The organism is Pseudomonas sp. GW823-FHT03E05, from assembly GCF_058796855.1.
Genome location: NZ_JBXAJB010000008.1, coordinates 107407 through 123606, shown reverse-complemented (window position 1 = coordinate 123606; position 16200 = coordinate 107407). Strand labels below are relative to the sequence as shown.

The following is a 16200-nucleotide window of genomic DNA, read 5'->3' as shown; positions in this document are numbered from 1 at the left end:
GATCATTTTTGGTTGCCGGGCTGGCCGGGCAGCAGCTGATAAAGCGATAGACCCCTTGATCGGGATTGCGTTTGCTCTGTGTGCCGCATCATTACCTTGAACGTGCCTGAGGAAAAGTCGTGGATGCTCGATTGAATGCATTTCTTGAACGTGCCGATGCGGTTCTGGCGCGGATTGAACCCTTGTTGCCCACCCTGCGCCAGCCCATCGACTGGAATCAGTGCCTGGCGGCCCGCTGGCAGCGTGAAGGGCGCAGCGGTTTCCTGCTGCCGCTGGAAGTCAGCCTGGACATGCGCCTGAGCGACCTGATCGGGGTCGACAAGCAGCGTGAGCAACTGGCGCGCAACACCCAGCAGTTCCTTGACGGCCTGCCAGCCAACCATGCCCTGCTCTGGGGTTCGCGTGGCACTGGCAAGTCTTCCCTGGTACGGGCCCTGCTGGCCGAGCACGCCAAGGGCGGCCTGCGGCTGATCGAGATCGAGCGCGACCACCTGGCGGACCTGCCGCGGGTGGTGGAACAGCTGGTCAAGCTGCCCCAGCGTTTCGTGCTGTTCTGCGATGACCTGTCGTTCGAGGCCGGCGAGGGCGATTACCGGGTGCTCAAGAGCGTGCTCGACGGCTCCCTGGAGCAGGCCCCGGAGAACGTGCTGCTGTACGCCACCTCGAACCGCCGGCACCTGGTGCCGGAAAAGGAAAGCGACAACGAGAACTGGAAGCGCGTCGACGGCGAGCTGCATCCCAGTGAAGCCGTGGAAGACAAGATCGCCCTGTCGGACCGTTTCGGCCTGTGGCTGTCGTTCTATCCCTTCACCCAGGAGCACTTCCTCAACGTGGTGGAGCACTGGATCGGCGAACTGGCGCGCAAGGCCGGCCTCGACTGGCAGCGTGACGAAGAACTGGACATCCTCGCGGTACGCTGGGCCACCGGCCGGGGCAACCGCAATGGCCGTTGTGCCTATCAATTTGCCCGCTATTGGGTGGGCCTGCAGTTGTTGGAGCAAAAAGCATGATCGATTTGCAAAGCGCCGGCCAAGGCCTGGACGGTTACGGGCTGCTGTGCGCGCAGTTGGAGTCGCTGCTGGCCGATGAGCGTGATTTCATCGCCAACGCCGCGCAGTTCTCAGCCTTCCTCTATAGCCAGCTGGAGGACCTGAACTGGGCGGGGTTCTACCTCAACCGCAACCAGGAGCTGGTGCTCGGGCCGTTCCAGGGGCAGATCGCCTGCGTGCGGATTCCGTTTGGCCGCGGCGTCTGCGGTACCGCGGCGGCGACTCTGCAGACCCAGCGGGTGGAAGATGTGCACGCCTTTGCCGGGCACATTGCCTGTGACAGCGCCTCCAACAGCGAGCTGGTGGTGCCGCTGGTCAAGGACGGCAGGTTGATCGGCGTGCTCGACCTGGACAGCCCGAAGCTGGCGCGCTTCGGTGTTGCCGACCAGGCGGGAATCGAGCAACTGGCGGCGATCTTTCTGCGCCTGAGCGACTGCTGAAGCCCTCAGGTGCTCAAGCCCGCCTTCTTGAGCAGTGAATCCTGGTCCACCGGGTCGACCTGTTGCGGCGTCAGGAAACGCTCCGCGTAGCGCTGGTAGATCCGCTGCTGGATGAACAGTTCGAACAGCTCGGGATCGATATGGGCATCGCGGCACATCATGGCCATGATGTTCAGCGCCTCGCTCAGGGTCTTGCCCCTTTTGTAGGGGCGGTCTGCCGCCGTCAGGGCCTCGAAGATGTCGGCGATGGCCATCATCCGCGCGGGCAGGCTCATCTGTTCGCGCTTGAGCTGCTTGGGGTAGCCGGTGCCGTCCATCTTCTCGTGGTGGCCGCCGGCGATCTCCGCCACGTTCTGCAAGTGGCTGGGGAAGGGCAGGTGCTCGAGCATGATGATGGTCTGCACGATGTGGTGATTGATCACATAGCGTTCTTCGGCCGTCAGCGTGCCCCGGGCAATGCTCAGGTTGTACAGCTCACCACGGTTGTACTTGTGGCTGGGCACCTGCAGTTTGAAGCCCCAGGGGTTGTCCGCCGCCATGACTTCCGTGGCGCTGCGCTCCAGCAGGTGTTCGGGCTTGTCCGCCAGTAGCGGTTCCAGCACCGGCAGGCTCGGCGCCGGGGTGCGTTCCTGGCGCTGGTTCTCCTCCCAGGAAACCCCCAGGCGATCGTCCAGGGTCCGGCTCCAGGTGCGTTGGGCGATGCGCTGCAGGCGCTGCTGATCGGCCTCGGCCATGAATTCGGTGCCCATGTTGCAGCGGGCGACAAAGGCGAAGTCATCGTCCAGGGCCAGCAGCCGGGCCTCGCGCTCGGCGGCAAGAGGCTGTTCGTCGCCGCCCAGGGCCAGGGCGCGCCAGTAGTCGATCCAGGCGTCGCGCTTGAGCACCTCGAAGCGGGTGCGGATTTCGTGGATGCGGTTGTTCAGGGTTTCCAGCTTGGTGGCTTTGTCCACCACGTATTCCGGGGTGGTGACCTTGCCGCAGTCGTGCAGCCAGGCGGCGATGTGCAAGGCTTCCCACTCGTCCTCGCCGGGCTGGTAGGCAGCGAATCGCGGGTCCTGGCTGGCGGCGGCCGCCTCGGCCAGCATCAGGGTCAAGGCCGGTACCCGCTGGCAGTGGCCGCCGGTGTAGGGGCTCTTGGCGTCGATGGCCCCGGCCAGCAACTGGATAAAGGCATCCAGCAACTGTTTCTGCTTGTTCTGCAGGCGCTGGCTCTCGATGCACAGGGCGGCGGTGGCGGACACAGCCTGGATAAAGGCGATGCGGTCCGGGCTGAGTTTGTCCAGGTCGGCCTCGGCGCCGCTGTCCACCAGGAACAGCAGGAGCATGCCTATGGTTTCGTTGTGCCGGTTGCGCAGGCGGATGCCCACCAGGTGCGCACTGGGGCTGTCGAGGGCCAGCAACACGCTCTGCAGGTCCGCGGCCTGATCGAATCCCAGGGTGGTGACCACGCTGTCGTTGTGGGTCAGCTGGCTCAGCCACTCGGGAGTCCGGCTGTCCGCCAGTTCCCGGGAGCCGATGGGGAACTGCCTCATGTCCTGGGGCTGGCCATCGATGATCAGCCCATGGGGCTCCAGGCGCGTGCCCTTGCTTTCACAGAGGTAGATCAGGCCGGCCTGGGCCTGGGCGATCTTCACGGTCTCGAACAGCACCCGTTGCAGCAGCGGGTCGAAACGGGTTTCGGCGGACAGGCTGGCGTTGATCTCGAAAAAGCTCGCCAGGGTGTCTTTCATCCGCGCCATCGAGATGCTCAGTTGATCAACTTCCAGCACCGGTGAACGCCGGGAAACCGGATAGTCGAAATCGAAACTGCGGATCGCGTCGGCCTCCTGCACCAGGGCGTGCAGCGGCCGTACCAGGACCCGGGAGATCAGCCAACCAAGGGGCAGGCACAGCAGCAGGGTGGTGAGGGTGATCAGCGCGCCTTGCCAGCGCAGGCGATAGGCGTCGGCCAGAAGTTCGTCCTCGGGCACCAGCAGCGCCAACTGCAAGCCGCCGGGGCCACCCTCGGCGATATGGCCGCTGGCGACAATCCAGCTGCGCCCCTGGGCCTGCAGATGGCCGCCTTCGGTCTGGCCACGCATCAGGGCAGCGAGCGCCGGGCTCAGGTCGTTCGCCTTGACCAGTCGCGCACTGCGTTGTTCCGGCAGCAGCTTCTGGCTGTCCGGGTAGGCCACGACGTTGCCCTGGTCATCCAGCAGGGCAACCTCGGTGGAGGGTGTGACGCGGTGCTTGGCCAGGGTCGAGGACAGCTGTTCCAGGGTCAGGTCGGCGGCGATCACGGCCATCTTGCCGCTGTGCCGGGCCAGGGTGGTGCCGACGTTCTGGGTGGAAAAGAACACATAGGGGCGGGTAGTGATCTGGTCGGCGTCGCCCCGGGCGCTGGAGAACCAGTCGCGGTTACGTGGGTCGTAGCGCTCGTCGGGGTGCTCCAGGCGGTCGATCAATACCAGCGCGGGGTCATAGAACAGCGATTGGGAATGGACTTGGCCGGTGCGCGAGTCGCGTTCGATGCTCCACACCTCGTAGGCGCTGTTCTGCGGGGCCTGGCGCCTTTCGCGGATCTGCGGATTGCGCAGTGGCCGCACCATGAAGAAATCGCCATTGGCGTAGCCCAGGTACAGCGAAGCCAGGTCCGGGTTGTCCAGCAGGGCCTGGCTGAAAGGCCGCAGCAGGGTCAGCCGGTCTTCCAGGTTCGCCGCCTGGGCCGCCGGCGAGCCCGCCAGCAGGCTGAGCAGATGGCGCATGGGATCGTAGGTGGCCTTGACGTCGCTGCGTACATCCAGCTCGATGCGCTGGAAAAGCTTTTCACTGCTGTCGAGGATCAGCCGCGTGGTCTGCTGGTAGTTGTAGAGGCCCAGCACCACACCCGTCAGGAGCAACAGCAAGGTGAACATTGCACTGATATGGATATGCAGAGGAAAGCGGCGTTGTGCTAAGGCAGGGGTGCTCAGCATTCCAATTCACTCCAAAGGCACACGAGGCATGGCTCAGGACCCAAGCATAGTTAAGGCTGGCATTGCCTGCCTTGGCTTTACCGGGGGCCGAGGGTGTCGAGGAAACCGTTGCTACGGGTTTCATGGGTGTGGCTGACGGCGAGGCAATACTGGCCTTTTGCTATTTTCCTGGCAAGAGGCAGGCCGGGTTGCTTCGCGGGGCAGCGCAGGTTGCGATCGAGCCTGGCCTTCGAGGTGTCGGTGCAGGGATTGGGCAAGGCGTATCAGGGCCAGGTCCAGGGCGCGCACAGCGGTGCTGATGACGGTAGCCCCGGCCCGTTCCAGGCAAGCCCGCTCCAGGTTTTCACAGCAGTTCTGCAAGGGGGTGGCCCGGACCATCAGCGCCGAGCCCCTGATCTTGTGGGCCAGCTCCAGCAGGGCGGTGAAATCGTCGGGCGGGATCCTCCCCAGCAGGTGGCGATCCTCACGGCAACACTGCGACAGTTTTTCCAGCATGCTCCGGACAAGCTGCGGCTTGCCATGGGTCAGGGTGAACAAGGCCTCGATGCTGAAACTGTCAGGCCTTGGCCGGGGGGGCAGCGTCGCCAGGCGTGAGCCCAGCAACTCCAGCCCCAAGGGCTTGCACAGGCAATCGTGCATGCCGGCATCCAGGCCACGCTGATGCGTCTGCGGGTCGTTGCTGGCGCTGCAGCCGATCAGGTTGACCGCCGGCCCGGAGCCTTCGCTGCGGCGTATGGCCTCGGCCAGTTGGTAGCCATTCATCAAGGGCATGTTGCAGTCGACGATCAGCAGGTCGAAGTCGCCCTCGCGCCATAGCTGATAGGCCTGCAACCCGTTCCCGGCGCAGGTGACCCGGTGCCCGAGGTGCTCCAGTTGCCCTTGCAGCAAGGTCAGGCTGGCAGGGTGATCGTCTGCCAGCAGCACATCCAGCGGCAGTTGGGCAGCAGCCGGCGTGGCGGCGACGGGCCTGGGGGCGACGGCCGTGCGGCCGGGCAAGGTCAGCCTGACCTGCACTTCGCATCCGGGGCCCGTGCGGCCGTGCAGGCTCAGGCTGCCCCCCATCTGCAGGCACAGCTGATGGCTGATGGGCAGGCCGAGGCCACTGCTGTCCCGTGGCGACTGGCTGGTCGGTTCCACCTGGGCGAAGGGCTGCAACAGGCGCTGGCGCTCCTGTGGGGGAATGCCGATGCCGGTATCCAGCACCCGCAGCAGCAGGTCGAAGTGCCCGGGGCGCGCCGCCGGCAGCAATTGCAGCTTGACCTGCACCTTGCCCTGTCGGGTGAACTTGAGGGCATTGCTCAACAGGTTGGTCAGGATCTGCTTGAAACGCAGGCCATCTACCAGTACCTGGGGTTCGGGGGGCGGGGCCTGGAATTCCAGGCTCAGGTCCAGGTTCTTCTGCCGGGCCAGGGCCTGGAACACCCCCAGCACTGCCTCGGCGCTGTGGCTCAGGCAGGTCCAGGCCGGGTTCAGTTGCAGTTGCCCGGACTCGATCCGGCTGATGTCCAGCAGGTCGCCGAGCAGCTCCCGCAGGTCACTGGCGGCACCCAGGGCCAGCTCCAGGGAACCACGGTTGGCTGAGCCGTCCTCGGTGCGTTGCAGCACCAGCTCCAGGAGGCCGATGAAGGCGTTCAGTGGTGTGCGGATCTCATGGCCAAGGTGGCCGAGGAACTGGCCTTTCAGGCGGTTGGCCCGCTCGGCCTGCTGCAGGCTGGTGCTCAGGGTTGCCACCGTCTGTTGCAGCGCCTGGACCTGTTGCCGGTGTTGGCGCAGTTGCCGGTACAGGCAGGCCAGGCCCAGCCCGGCCGCCATCGACAGCAACAGCAGGGCAGCGACGCCCATCGGCAGCAGGGCCGGGGTCATGGCCAGGGTACCCGGCGCATCGGGGAAGAGGCTGGCTGGCGGTTCATATCAATGCGTTACGCTTGGCCATGTCCACCAGTTCACTCATCGAGGTGGTCGCCAGTTTCTGCATGATGCGTTTCTTGTAGGTGCTGACGGTCTTGTTGCTGAGAAACATGCCGGCGGCAATTTCCTTGTTGGTCTGGCCCATGGCGAACAGCTGCAGGACCATCAATTCCCGGTCATTGAGTGAGTTGAACTGCGCCAACTCCAGCGGCGAGCCAAGGGTGTTGCGGTCAACCTGCAGGGCCAGGCTGGGGAAGTAGTTGTAGCCGCTGCAGATCGCCTTGATGGCGCTGAGCAGCTCGCTCATGTCCTCCTGTTTGCAGACGTAGCCGCAAGCCCCGGCGCGCATGCAGCGGTTGGCGAACAGGGCAGCGGACTGGGCGGTCAGGACCAGGATCCGCGAGCGCCTCGGCATGTTGCCGAGGCGCTCCAGCAGCTCCAGCCCGTCCAGCTTGGGAATGCAGATATCGAGGATGACCAGGTCCGGTTCGCAATCACGGACCATCTGCAGTGCATCGACGCCGTTATCGGTTTCACCAACGATCGAATACCCCTCGTGCTCCAGCAGGATACGAATGGCCATGCGCACCACGGGATGATCATCAATGATTAGTACCGAGCCCATACAGGCCTCCAGCCGACCAATGGAAAGCCCGAACGTTAGCCCAGCTGGTGGAGGGGAAAAGTGGCGAAAGTGCGGTTAGACGCAATCTAGGAAGCGCCTTACACAGAATAAGGGGAGGGATTACAGGCGGGTGGCATCTAATGGAAGTTCAACAGGGTGGGGCACCCAGGCCGCCCTCCCAGGAAGGAGGGCGGCCATGACCTCATGGCGTTTTCTGATCGATACCGGCTTGCAGCAGCTGGCTGTTGCTGTGGCCGCCGACACGCAGCGGGCCGAGGTTGAACACCTGGTCCTTGCTGGTGGCCTCGTCCTGTTTGCGGGTCAGCTCGCTACCGGCGCCCAGGGCCAGGTTGACCGGTGACTTGGACAGGTTGAGCCCGGCGTCGACACGGTAGTCCGAGCCGGCCAGGGCGTTGCTGGTGACCTTGGAGCCCCCCAGGTCGACCCGGCCCTCGCTGGCACCGATGCGTGCACCGGTGAGCGTGGTTTCACCGCTGACCCGCAGGTTCACCCCTTGCTGGCCAAGGATGCCCGAGGCCTGCTCCACACTGTCCTTGCCAACATGGCTCAAGCCCAGGTTCAAGGTCGGGGTGTAGGAGGTGTTGCCGCTCTTGTCGCCGAACAGTACGCCTTCAGCGGTGTTGGCCACCTTGCTGCCGGTGGTGTTCTTCTCGCTGACCGAGTAGCTGTCGCTGGTTTTCGGCCAGAAGCGTTCCTTGAGGCTGGAGAAGCCATTGCCCACGGCGTCGGCCTTGTCGGCCAGGTAGCTCTTGGCCTTGTCCACACCGTTGCCAAAGGCGCCACGGGGCTCGGGGTTGACGTCGTAGCTGCCGCTGCGGCTGAGCTTCTCGCCCAGGCGCTCCTTGGCGTTGCTGGCCTGGGCGACCACGCTGTCCTTGGCCGAGCCGAGTTTGTCGACGCCCTTGTCCACGGCGTTCTCCAGTTTCTCGCGGTGCTTGTCGAAGCCTTTCTCGGCCTTGGCCTTCAGGTCGTCCTTGAGCGGGCCGGCCGGCTTGGCCAGCTTGTCCACCAGCCCGGGCTGGTTCTTCGCCACCTCCAGCTTGGCGTCGATATTGACCTGGGTGCTGCGCAGGCGGTCCTGGCGGCTTTCGATGTCGAGGCGGCCACCGATGGCTCCGTCGACCCGTTGCGCGTCGATGTTGGCCCCGGCCAGATGCACGTTGCCGGCGCTGTTGAGGACCACCTGGTCGGCCTTGATCAGGCTGTTGTGCTGGGTGGTGCTCTGGCGCTGGTCGACGTCGATCTTGGCCCGGGCGTTGATCCCGCGGTCGATTTTCGGCGAGTCGTGCTCGCTGGCATCGGCCAGGGTGGTCTTGCCCATGCTGCCACCGGCGCCCAGGGTCAGGCCCCAGTTGTCATGGGCCTGGGTAGAGTGCGCCGACTCCTGGAAGATGCCGCCCTGGGCCGCATCCAGGACGACCTTGCCGGCATCGATCCGGGTGCCCTGCAAGTGAATCGCGTCGTCGCCGGTGGCGGCGCTGCCCAGCAGGACCTGGCCCTGGCTGTAGAGTTGCGCGCCGCGCTGGCTCTGGTCGTTTTCAGAGACCCGGCCAATGTTGAAGTTGGCGCTGAGGTTGGCGCTCTTGCCGCTGCTTTGCTCGCTGCTGGTTTTACTGGCACCGGCGGTGAGCCCGCCACCCAGGTTGCTGCCCTGGCTGGTGTGGGTGTCCACGGCGGCTTGCAGGTCCAGCTTGCCGCCAGCGTCCAGGCGGATATCGCCGGTAGGCCGTGCCGCGTTGCCGATCTGCGTGCCTTGCAGCGTCAGGTTGGCGCCGCTGTCGAGCTGTACCGGGCCCTGGCCCTGGATGCTGGCAACCCGCGCCTGGCTGTCCTGCTGCTCCAGGCTCTTGTGGTCCAGCTGGACACCGGCACCCAGGTTGAGGTTGCTGCCGTTGCTGCCCGGGGTGGTGCCCAGGGTCAGCGAGGCGTCGCCACGCAGGCTGGAGTTGCTGCTGCTCTGGCGGTCATTGGCCTGGTTCAGCGCCAGTTCACCGCCGCTCTTGAGCTTCACGCCACCCTGGCCGCCATTGAACTGGCTGCCTTCGAAGCGCCCGTCGCCGGCCAGCTGGATGTCCACGCCCTGGCTGGCGTTGTAGCTGCCGACCTGGGCCTGGTCCTTGCTGCTGGTGACGGTACTGCTTCCACCGGCGCCGCTGCCGCGAATGTTCAGGTCCTCGCCGGTATTGGTGTAGACCCGCACGCCGGCCTTGGCATCCAGGGCCTGTTCGCTGCTGCTGGTGCTGTTGCTGGCGGCGCTGGCCAGCAGGCTGTCGGCGCTGATTTTCACCGCGCCATCAGTGGCACGGTACTGGGTGCCCTGGTCCTGCAGTTGGCCTTTGACCTTGACCTCGACCTGGCCACCGCTCAACTGGCTGACCACCGCGGTGCCGCTGCTGCTGTCCAGCTGGCGGTTCTGGTGGCTGACGTCCACGTCCAGCCCGACGTTGGGCTGTTCCAGGGCATCGAGTACTCCCGGTTGATGGAACTTGCGTTGGGCCACGCCCTGGATGGCCTTCTCGATCGGCCGGGTGACGCCCTTGTATTCGACGTTGGCGCCGACATCCACTGCCCAGTTGTTGTCCTGGTGGTGGCTGGTTTCGCTGTTGCGGGCGGCCTTGTTCACCACCTCGCCGGCGTTGACCTGCAGGGTACCGCCAGCCTTGACCTGGGCCCCTTCGGTGGTCAGGCGGTTGCCGGCGTTGATGGTCAGGTTGCCGCTGGCGCCGATGTTGCTGGTTTGCGCGGTGCTCTTGCTGCTGCTGTCCTGGCTGCTGTTGTGCGCCACTTCCACGCCGTTGCCGGCCCGGTCCAGGCCGCCGGTGTAATAGAAGCCGCCGCCGGTGGTGGTGCTGTCGCTGTGCTTCTCGGTTGTGGTGTCTGCGGCCAGCAACTGCACATGCTTGCCGCTCAGGCTGGCATCGCCGGCCGTGGCCGCAAGGTCGCTGCCTTGCACCTTGAGATCTTCGCCGGCAGTGACCGCCAGGGTGCCGCCGGTGAGGCTGGAGGCCTGTTGCCGGGTGCTGTCGCTGCTGTCGTTGCGCTGCTGATCCTGGTAGCGCACCCCGGCCCGATATTGGCCGGTGCCCGGTGCATTTTCCTTGGCGTAGGCGTCGAAGCCGCGCTTCTGGGTGCTGCTGCTGTCGTGCTGGGTGTCTTCGGCGGCCGCGACCTTGATCGTGCCCTTGGCGCTGGCGTCCAGTGCCCCTGCTGCGGCGACCTGGGAGCCGCTGACGGTCAGGTCCTCGGCGCTCTGCAACTTGAGGTTGCTGTCCGAGCGCAACTGGCTGCCGACCGTGGTGCTGCCCTTGTTCTGCTGGCGGCTCTCGTCCTTGGCAATGCCGAAGAACTTGCTGTCCTTGCTGTGGTTATTGCTGTGGGACGTGTCCCGCACGCCGTCGATGGTCAGCGCGCCCTTGTCACTGATGACGCTGGCCTCGGTGCCGCCGCGGGCCTGGCTGCCGCTGATGCGTACGCTGTCGGCGCGCACGATCAGCTTGCCGTCGGCGTTGACCTTGCTGCCCTGGTTCTGGGTCTTGCCCTGGTCGCCGTCGGCGTTCTTGCCGAAGAAGCCACCGCCCACCAGGTCGCCGGAGTAGCGCTGGTTGCTCTGGCTCTGCTGGCGGCTGGCGCTGGTGATGTCGACGTCCTTGGCGCTCAGCAGGATGTCGCCCTGGCTGTGCAACTCGGCGCCCTGCAGTTGCAGTGTCTGCTGGCTGGTCAGTTCCAGCTGCTTGCCGCTCTTGAGCTGGCTGGTGACGGTGCGCTGCTCGCTGCTGGCGTTGTCCCAGTTTTCCTTCCACAGGTGCTTGCGATGCTGGCCCTGGTCACGCTGGGTGTGGGTCTCGGTGGCAGCGGTCAGGCGCAGGTCGCCGCCGCTTTGGGCGCCCAGGCGATTGCCGGCCTCGACGCTGCTGCCCTGGATCTGGGTGCTGGCGCCGGAATTCAGCTCGGCATCCTGCCGGGCGACGACCTTGTTACCGTGCTGGCGGCTGTCGCTGTCGGTGTGGGTACTGTCGTAGGTTTCCCAGGTGATGCCGATGGTGCTGTTTTCCCATTGCTGGCGTTTTTCCTGGAGCTTGCGGCTTTCGATGCTGCTCAGGGTCAGGTTGCGCCCGGCGTCGAGCTTGACGTTGCGGCCACTGACATCGGTGGCGGCCAGGGTCAGGTCCTTGGCTCCGTGCAGCTCGATGTCGCCCTGGCTGCTGACCCCGGCACGGATCGCGTCGAGGCTGTTGTCCACGGCCTGGCCACGGATGTCCAGGTCACCGGCGGAACTCAGCTTGACCCCGTCGTGGCCGTCCACCTGGACGGCGCCGACACGCACTCCGGCACCTTCGGCGGTGCTGACGATATTGATCCGCCCGGCCTGCATGGCACCGAACAGGCTGGCGTCGATGCGCTGCTCCTGGGTGCGGCTTGCCGGGTCGACGTTACGCACCTGGCCGCTGGGGTAGTCCAGCTGGTTGCGACCGACGGTGACATTCAACTGGTCCCGGGCCTTGAGGGCACCCTGGCTGTCGATGCGCGGGGCGATCAGATTGATCGAACCCTCGGCGTTGCGCAGGCCACCGCCCTGGATAGCCAACTGGCCGTGGGCATCCTGGGTGTTGAGCCCTTGCAGCTTGCCGTCCTGGAGTTCCGGGCGGCCCACCACCAGGCTGGCATTGGGGGTGTTGATGAAGCTGCCGCCATTGACCGAGATGCCATTGGGGTTGGCCAGCACGAAGTCGGCGGCGCGGCCGAAGATCTCCTGGGCACCATTGAGTTGCGAGGCATTGCGGCTGATCACCTCGTTGAGGATCACGCTGGCCGCCTGGCCGTGGAACTGCTGGTTGGCCGCCAGTTGCCCGGCCAGTTGCGACTGCCCGGCCTGCAAGGCGTTGTTCAGTACCACGCCCTGTTGCCCGACGTTGTAGTCCAGGAACTGGTTGTGGGACAGGCCGCCGGCATTGGGCGCGACGATGTTGACGATGGGTACGCCACCCTGGTTTTGCAGTTGGGGGATGCCGCCGGGCCCCTCGGCCACGGTGATCCCGCCGGCCAGGGCCAGGGGCAGATGGGAGACCAGCAGCAGGCCGGCGATGGTCCAGCGCAATGTGCCCTGGGGCGAAAGGTGGAACCTGTGAGTGTTGTCAGGCATGAGAACCTCGTTCTGAGTGGGGTGAGCCGGGCGTTGCTTTCTAAGGGGGCAACGGCGCGTGATGCTCAGGTTCGTCGGTTGATTCAGGCTAATCGGCGGTCGGGTCAAATCTGCAGGCTGAACCTGGCCAGCCAGACTTCCGGCTCCGTTCGGAAACCTTCTGGGGTGTTGAGGCTGCGTTGGTAGTCCAGGTCGACCTGGAGTTTTTTCCAGCTCAGGTTGAGCCCCAAGCTGGCACCGCTCAGCTGCCGGCTCCGGGCGCCGTGCTCGGCCTTGATCCAGCCGTTGTCCAGGCCCAGGCGCGGGGTGATCTTGACCGGCAGGTCGTTGTCGAGCGGCAGGCGCAGGGTGTTGCGCCATACCGCGCCAATGGCGCCGGAAGCACTGTTGATGCGATAGCCGCGCACCGCCGAATCGTCGGTGCCCAGCAGTTGTTCGATGGCCGGCAGCGGGTCCGGGCTGTACTGCGCCGAGAGCTGGCTCTGCCACTGCCAGCGCTGGGTGCCCAGCTGGCCGTTGCGCCACTGGCTGAGGCCGGCGCGGTATTTGCGGAACTGCGCCTGGGGCAGTTTGCGCTGTACCTGCTGCGAGTCGCGGTCGGCGCCGAACCAGGTCAGGCCCTGGGCGTAATTGACATCCAGGTTCCACACTGCGCTGTCGAGCCAGAACAGGTTGAGCCCGGCTTCGGCCACGGTCAGGGTCGGGCTCTGGATCTGCAGGTGGGCCTTCTGCAGGTAGCTGTCCACATCCTTGTAGGCCAGTTGCAGGTTGGCGCTGAGCTGGTGGCTCTGGTCGCGCCACAGCACCCGGTCGGCGCGGCCGCTGACCATGTCGGTACGCCCGCTGTTGTACAAGGTGGTGCGGGGCAGCTTGAGCGGCGCGCGGTATTCGGCATGGCTGGCGAACAGGCTGTAGGTCCAGTAGCCGTAGGGCACCGAGTAGAACAGGCTGCTGCTGCGGCTGTAGCGCGGGCCGTGGTTGAGGGTGTCGCTGTAGTTCAGGTTCAGCGCATCGTTGATCTGCAACGGGCTGTCGAGGTTGAGGTTGATCGACTGCCGGTCACGCCCGGTGCCGGCGCTGCCCAGGTTGTCCACCCCCAGGCCCAGGCCCCAGCGTGCGGCGCTGCTGCGCGAGCGCAGGATGATCCGCGAGGCCCCGGGCTGGCTGCCGGGGGCGATGTCGGCGGTCAGGTCCAGGGAGCGCAGGCGGTTCAGTTGATCCAGGCCCTGCTCCAGGTCCCGCAGGTACAGGGGCTTGCCGAGCATGCCCGGGAAAGCGCCGCGCAGGGACACCGGCAGGCTCTGGTCGGCCAGTTCGATGGCTTCGACGTAGCCTTCCTCTACCAGGATATCCAGGCTGTGCCCGGCCGCCGGAGTGCTGGCCAGGTAAGGGCGGCTGGCGATGTAGCCGGCCTCTACATAGAGGCGAGTGATGGCCGCCAGCAGCTGGTTGATCTGGTTGGCCCCCATGCACGGCGCGACATACGGCTTGATGTAGTCATTGAGCCGGGCCTTGTCGAACAGGCTGACGCCGCCGATGCGGGTGCCGCTCAGGGGCCAGCAGCGCTCGTCGCTGGCAGTCTGCGCAGGTTGGCTGGGGGCCGCCGGGGTGCTGCTGAAACTGCCGCGCTGCATCTGCCGCTGGCGCTGTTCCAGTTGCAGTTGTTGCAGGTCCCGTTGCTGTTGTTGCTGCAGGCGCAGGGCTTCCTGGCCCGGTTGCAGGTTATCGGCCAGGGCCGGCGTCAGGTACGTCAGGCCCAGCAGCAGTCCCAGGCACCAAGTGCTGGTGTGGGGGAGAAGGGAGCGGTCAGTGCGTAATGAATAGGGCACTTGGCATCCTTACTGTAATAAGACGAAGTGACAGGCACTCGGAAAGCCGGGTATGAGGCTCAACTAGTGGCGTCGCTTTTAGTTCTGCCCTGTGAACGCTAAATACCTTCGATATCTATATCTGAGGTTCAGTGCTCAAGTGCTCGGAAGTGACAGTTCCTGAGTAAGTGCCGGATGGGTTAGTGCAAATTCAGGTATGACAAAAGGGTTGAGTGAGTTGCAGTGGAAACGTTACAGCGCAGTGCAAAATTAATTTTTCCGGGGGTGGTCAGCGGGGGGGAATAGCCTGTGAAATCGAGACTATCCGAAACCCAAAAGGCTATTTGTACGTAAATTGTAAATACATAGAAGGCTAATGAAATTTGCTTGTCAGCCCTGATTGGCAAGGGGTGTGGCGCTCGGGTGAATTATTCAAAGGTAGGATGTTTGGTTGAATGGCTAACTGGATGTTTAATTCTGTAATCGTCAGTTCGTATATCAACTTGCGAGCGCCAAGTGTTTTCGGCTACTTGCTCTTTCTGTTTGAGTAGTTGCTCTATTGTTGTTCTTGTTTGATCGGGCTGTTGTTGCTAGGGGATCTCCTTAGATGTCTTGGTGGTAAGAATTCTGCACTGCGCCCATAGTTTCTGGTGGTGTCGCCGGTGAAATTATCGACGTATAGAAAACTATATAGCGATACTCTGGCTAGGGGATTCCCTTAGTTGCAGATTGGATGTCGCAGGTCATATCAAGTGCCTGGCACAGTGGCCGGGCACTTGATGAATGACGGTTATTGCGGGCTGGAGCGCCCGGTCATTTCCCGGGCCATCTCACTGGCATAGCTGTCGGTCATGCCGGCGATGAAATCGATCATGCGCAGGAACGAGGTATGCAACGGCCAGTTCGGGTCCGGCGCGTTATTGCCCAGCAGATCGAGGATCCGCCGGTTCTTGAACGAGGGGGTCTTGCCGCCGTGCTGTTCCAGCGCCGCGCCGCAGAAGGAGTTCAGCAGGATCTCCAGGGTGGTGTAGGCGCCGATCTCGTGCAGGGTCTTGCGCTTGTCCTGGAAGATCTTGCGTCGCGCCACATCCTTGGCATTGAGTACGCAACGCTTGGCCGGACCATGCATGTGCTCCACCAGGTCGCCGTGCAGGGTGCCGGCCAGCAGGGCGTCCTGCTGTTCGACAAAGGCCCGGGCGGCGGCGTTGGTCAGGTGCTCGATGGCCTTGCCCCGCAGGATCGCCAGGCGTCGCCGGCGCGAATCGCTGGGGCCCAGCTGGCGATAGGTTTCCGGCAGGTCGTCGCCCACCAGGCCGAGTAGCAGCGCCTCGACTTCGGCGTACTCCAGCAGGTCCATCTCCAGGCCGTCCTCAAGGTCGATCAGGGCATAGCAGATGTCGTCCGCCGCTTCCATCAGGTACACCAGCGGGTGCCGGGCCCAGCGCTGGTCTTCCAGCTGGGGCAGGCCCAGCTTGTGGGCGATCTGTTCCAGCAGCGCCAGCTCGCTCTGGTAGCAGCCGAACTTGTGCTTCTTGTAGCCCAGGGAGTCGGCATGGCGCGCGGTCCAGGGGTACTTGAGGTAGGTGCCGAGGGTGGCGTAGGTGAGCCGGGTGCCGCCATCGAACTGGTGGTATTCGAGCTGGGTGAGCACCCGGAAGCCCTGGGCGTTGCCTTCGAAGTTGAGGAAGTCCTGGCGTTCGGCCTCGCTCATCGCATCCAGCCAGCCCCGCCCGGCGGCTTGCTGGAACCAGTGGCGGATGGCGTCTTCCCCGGAGTGGCCGAAGGGCGGGTTGCCGATGTCGTGGGCCAGGCAGGCCGATTGCACCACCATCCCCAGGTCGCTGGGCTCACACCAATCGGGCAGGGCGCTGCGCAGGGTCTCGCCGACGCGCATGCCCAGGGAACGACCTACACAGCTGACTTCCAGGGAGTGGGTCAGGCGGGTGTGGATATGGTCGTTGCTGGACACCGGGTGCACCTGGGTCTTGCGCCCCAGGCGGCGGAAGGCACCGGAGAAGATGATGCGGTCGTGGTCTTTGTGGAAAGGGCTACGGCCGAGTTCTTCCGGGCTGTGCACTGGCTTTCCGAGGCGTTCGCGGTTGAGCAGGGTCTGCCAATCCAAGGCGGGTCTCTCCGAAAAAAACTGAAGGGCAGAGCTTCCGGTTTCTCGGGCGTGGCCGCAAGAGGCGCATGGTCTGCGCTTGTGTCGACGCTTTCGCTGGCAAGCCAGCTCCTGCACGGAAATGACCTGGCCT

8 protein-coding genes are annotated in these 16200 nt (G+C 64.6%); 2 read left to right on the top strand and 6 right to left on the bottom strand.

Annotated elements, in window-relative coordinates:
- Window positions 1-119: 119 nt before the first annotated feature.
- Both AC1RCO_RS27375 and AC1RCO_RS27370 read left to right on the top strand, forming a co-directional pair.
- Window positions 120-1010: an ATP-binding protein gene (locus tag AC1RCO_RS27375; RefSeq protein WP_019092871.1), complete on the top strand. Its 891-nt coding sequence runs from the start codon at window positions 120-122 to the stop codon at window positions 1008-1010.
- Window positions 1007-1489, top strand: coding sequence for a GAF domain-containing protein (locus AC1RCO_RS27370; RefSeq protein ID WP_011062515.1), 483 nt, complete (start codon window positions 1007-1009; stop codon window positions 1487-1489). The genes AC1RCO_RS27375 and AC1RCO_RS27370 overlap by 4 nt, the downstream gene beginning before the upstream one ends.
- 5 nt (window positions 1490-1494) lie before the next feature.
- Here the strand turns inward: AC1RCO_RS27370 and AC1RCO_RS27365 are convergent, their stop codons facing one another.
- From AC1RCO_RS27365 to AC1RCO_RS27340, 6 genes are all read right to left on the bottom strand, one after another.
- The gene (locus AC1RCO_RS27365; protein WP_492618235.1) at window positions 1495-4443 is read right to left on the bottom strand and encodes an HD domain-containing phosphohydrolase; all 2949 of its coding nucleotides are present in this window, start codon (window positions 4441-4443) and stop codon (window positions 1495-1497) included.
- 120 nt (window positions 4444-4563) lie between these two features.
- Window positions 4564-6306, bottom strand: a complete 1743-nt coding sequence (locus AC1RCO_RS27360; protein WP_492618234.1) for a response regulator — start codon at window positions 6304-6306, stop codon at window positions 4564-4566.
- Between the two features lie 43 nt (window positions 6307-6349).
- Window positions 6350-6976, bottom strand: coding sequence for a response regulator transcription factor (locus AC1RCO_RS27355; protein ID WP_019096116.1), 627 nt, complete (start codon window positions 6974-6976; stop codon window positions 6350-6352).
- A 202-nt stretch (window positions 6977-7178) separates the two neighbouring features.
- Window positions 7179-12137 carry a hemagglutinin repeat-containing protein gene (locus AC1RCO_RS27350; RefSeq protein ID WP_492618233.1) on the bottom strand — a complete coding sequence of 1653 codons (4959 nt, stop codon included), beginning with the start codon at window positions 12135-12137 and terminating at the stop codon, window positions 7179-7181.
- A gap of 104 nt (window positions 12138-12241) precedes the next feature.
- On the bottom strand, window positions 12242-13966 hold the full coding sequence (locus tag AC1RCO_RS27345; protein ID WP_492618232.1) for a ShlB/FhaC/HecB family hemolysin secretion/activation protein: 1725 nt from the start codon (window positions 13964-13966) through the stop codon (window positions 12242-12244).
- A gap of 769 nt (window positions 13967-14735) precedes the next feature.
- The gene (locus AC1RCO_RS27340; RefSeq protein WP_047288195.1) at window positions 14736-16067 is read right to left on the bottom strand and encodes a deoxyguanosinetriphosphate triphosphohydrolase; all 1332 of its coding nucleotides are present in this window, start codon (window positions 16065-16067) and stop codon (window positions 14736-14738) included.
- Window positions 16068-16200 lie beyond the last annotated feature (133 nt).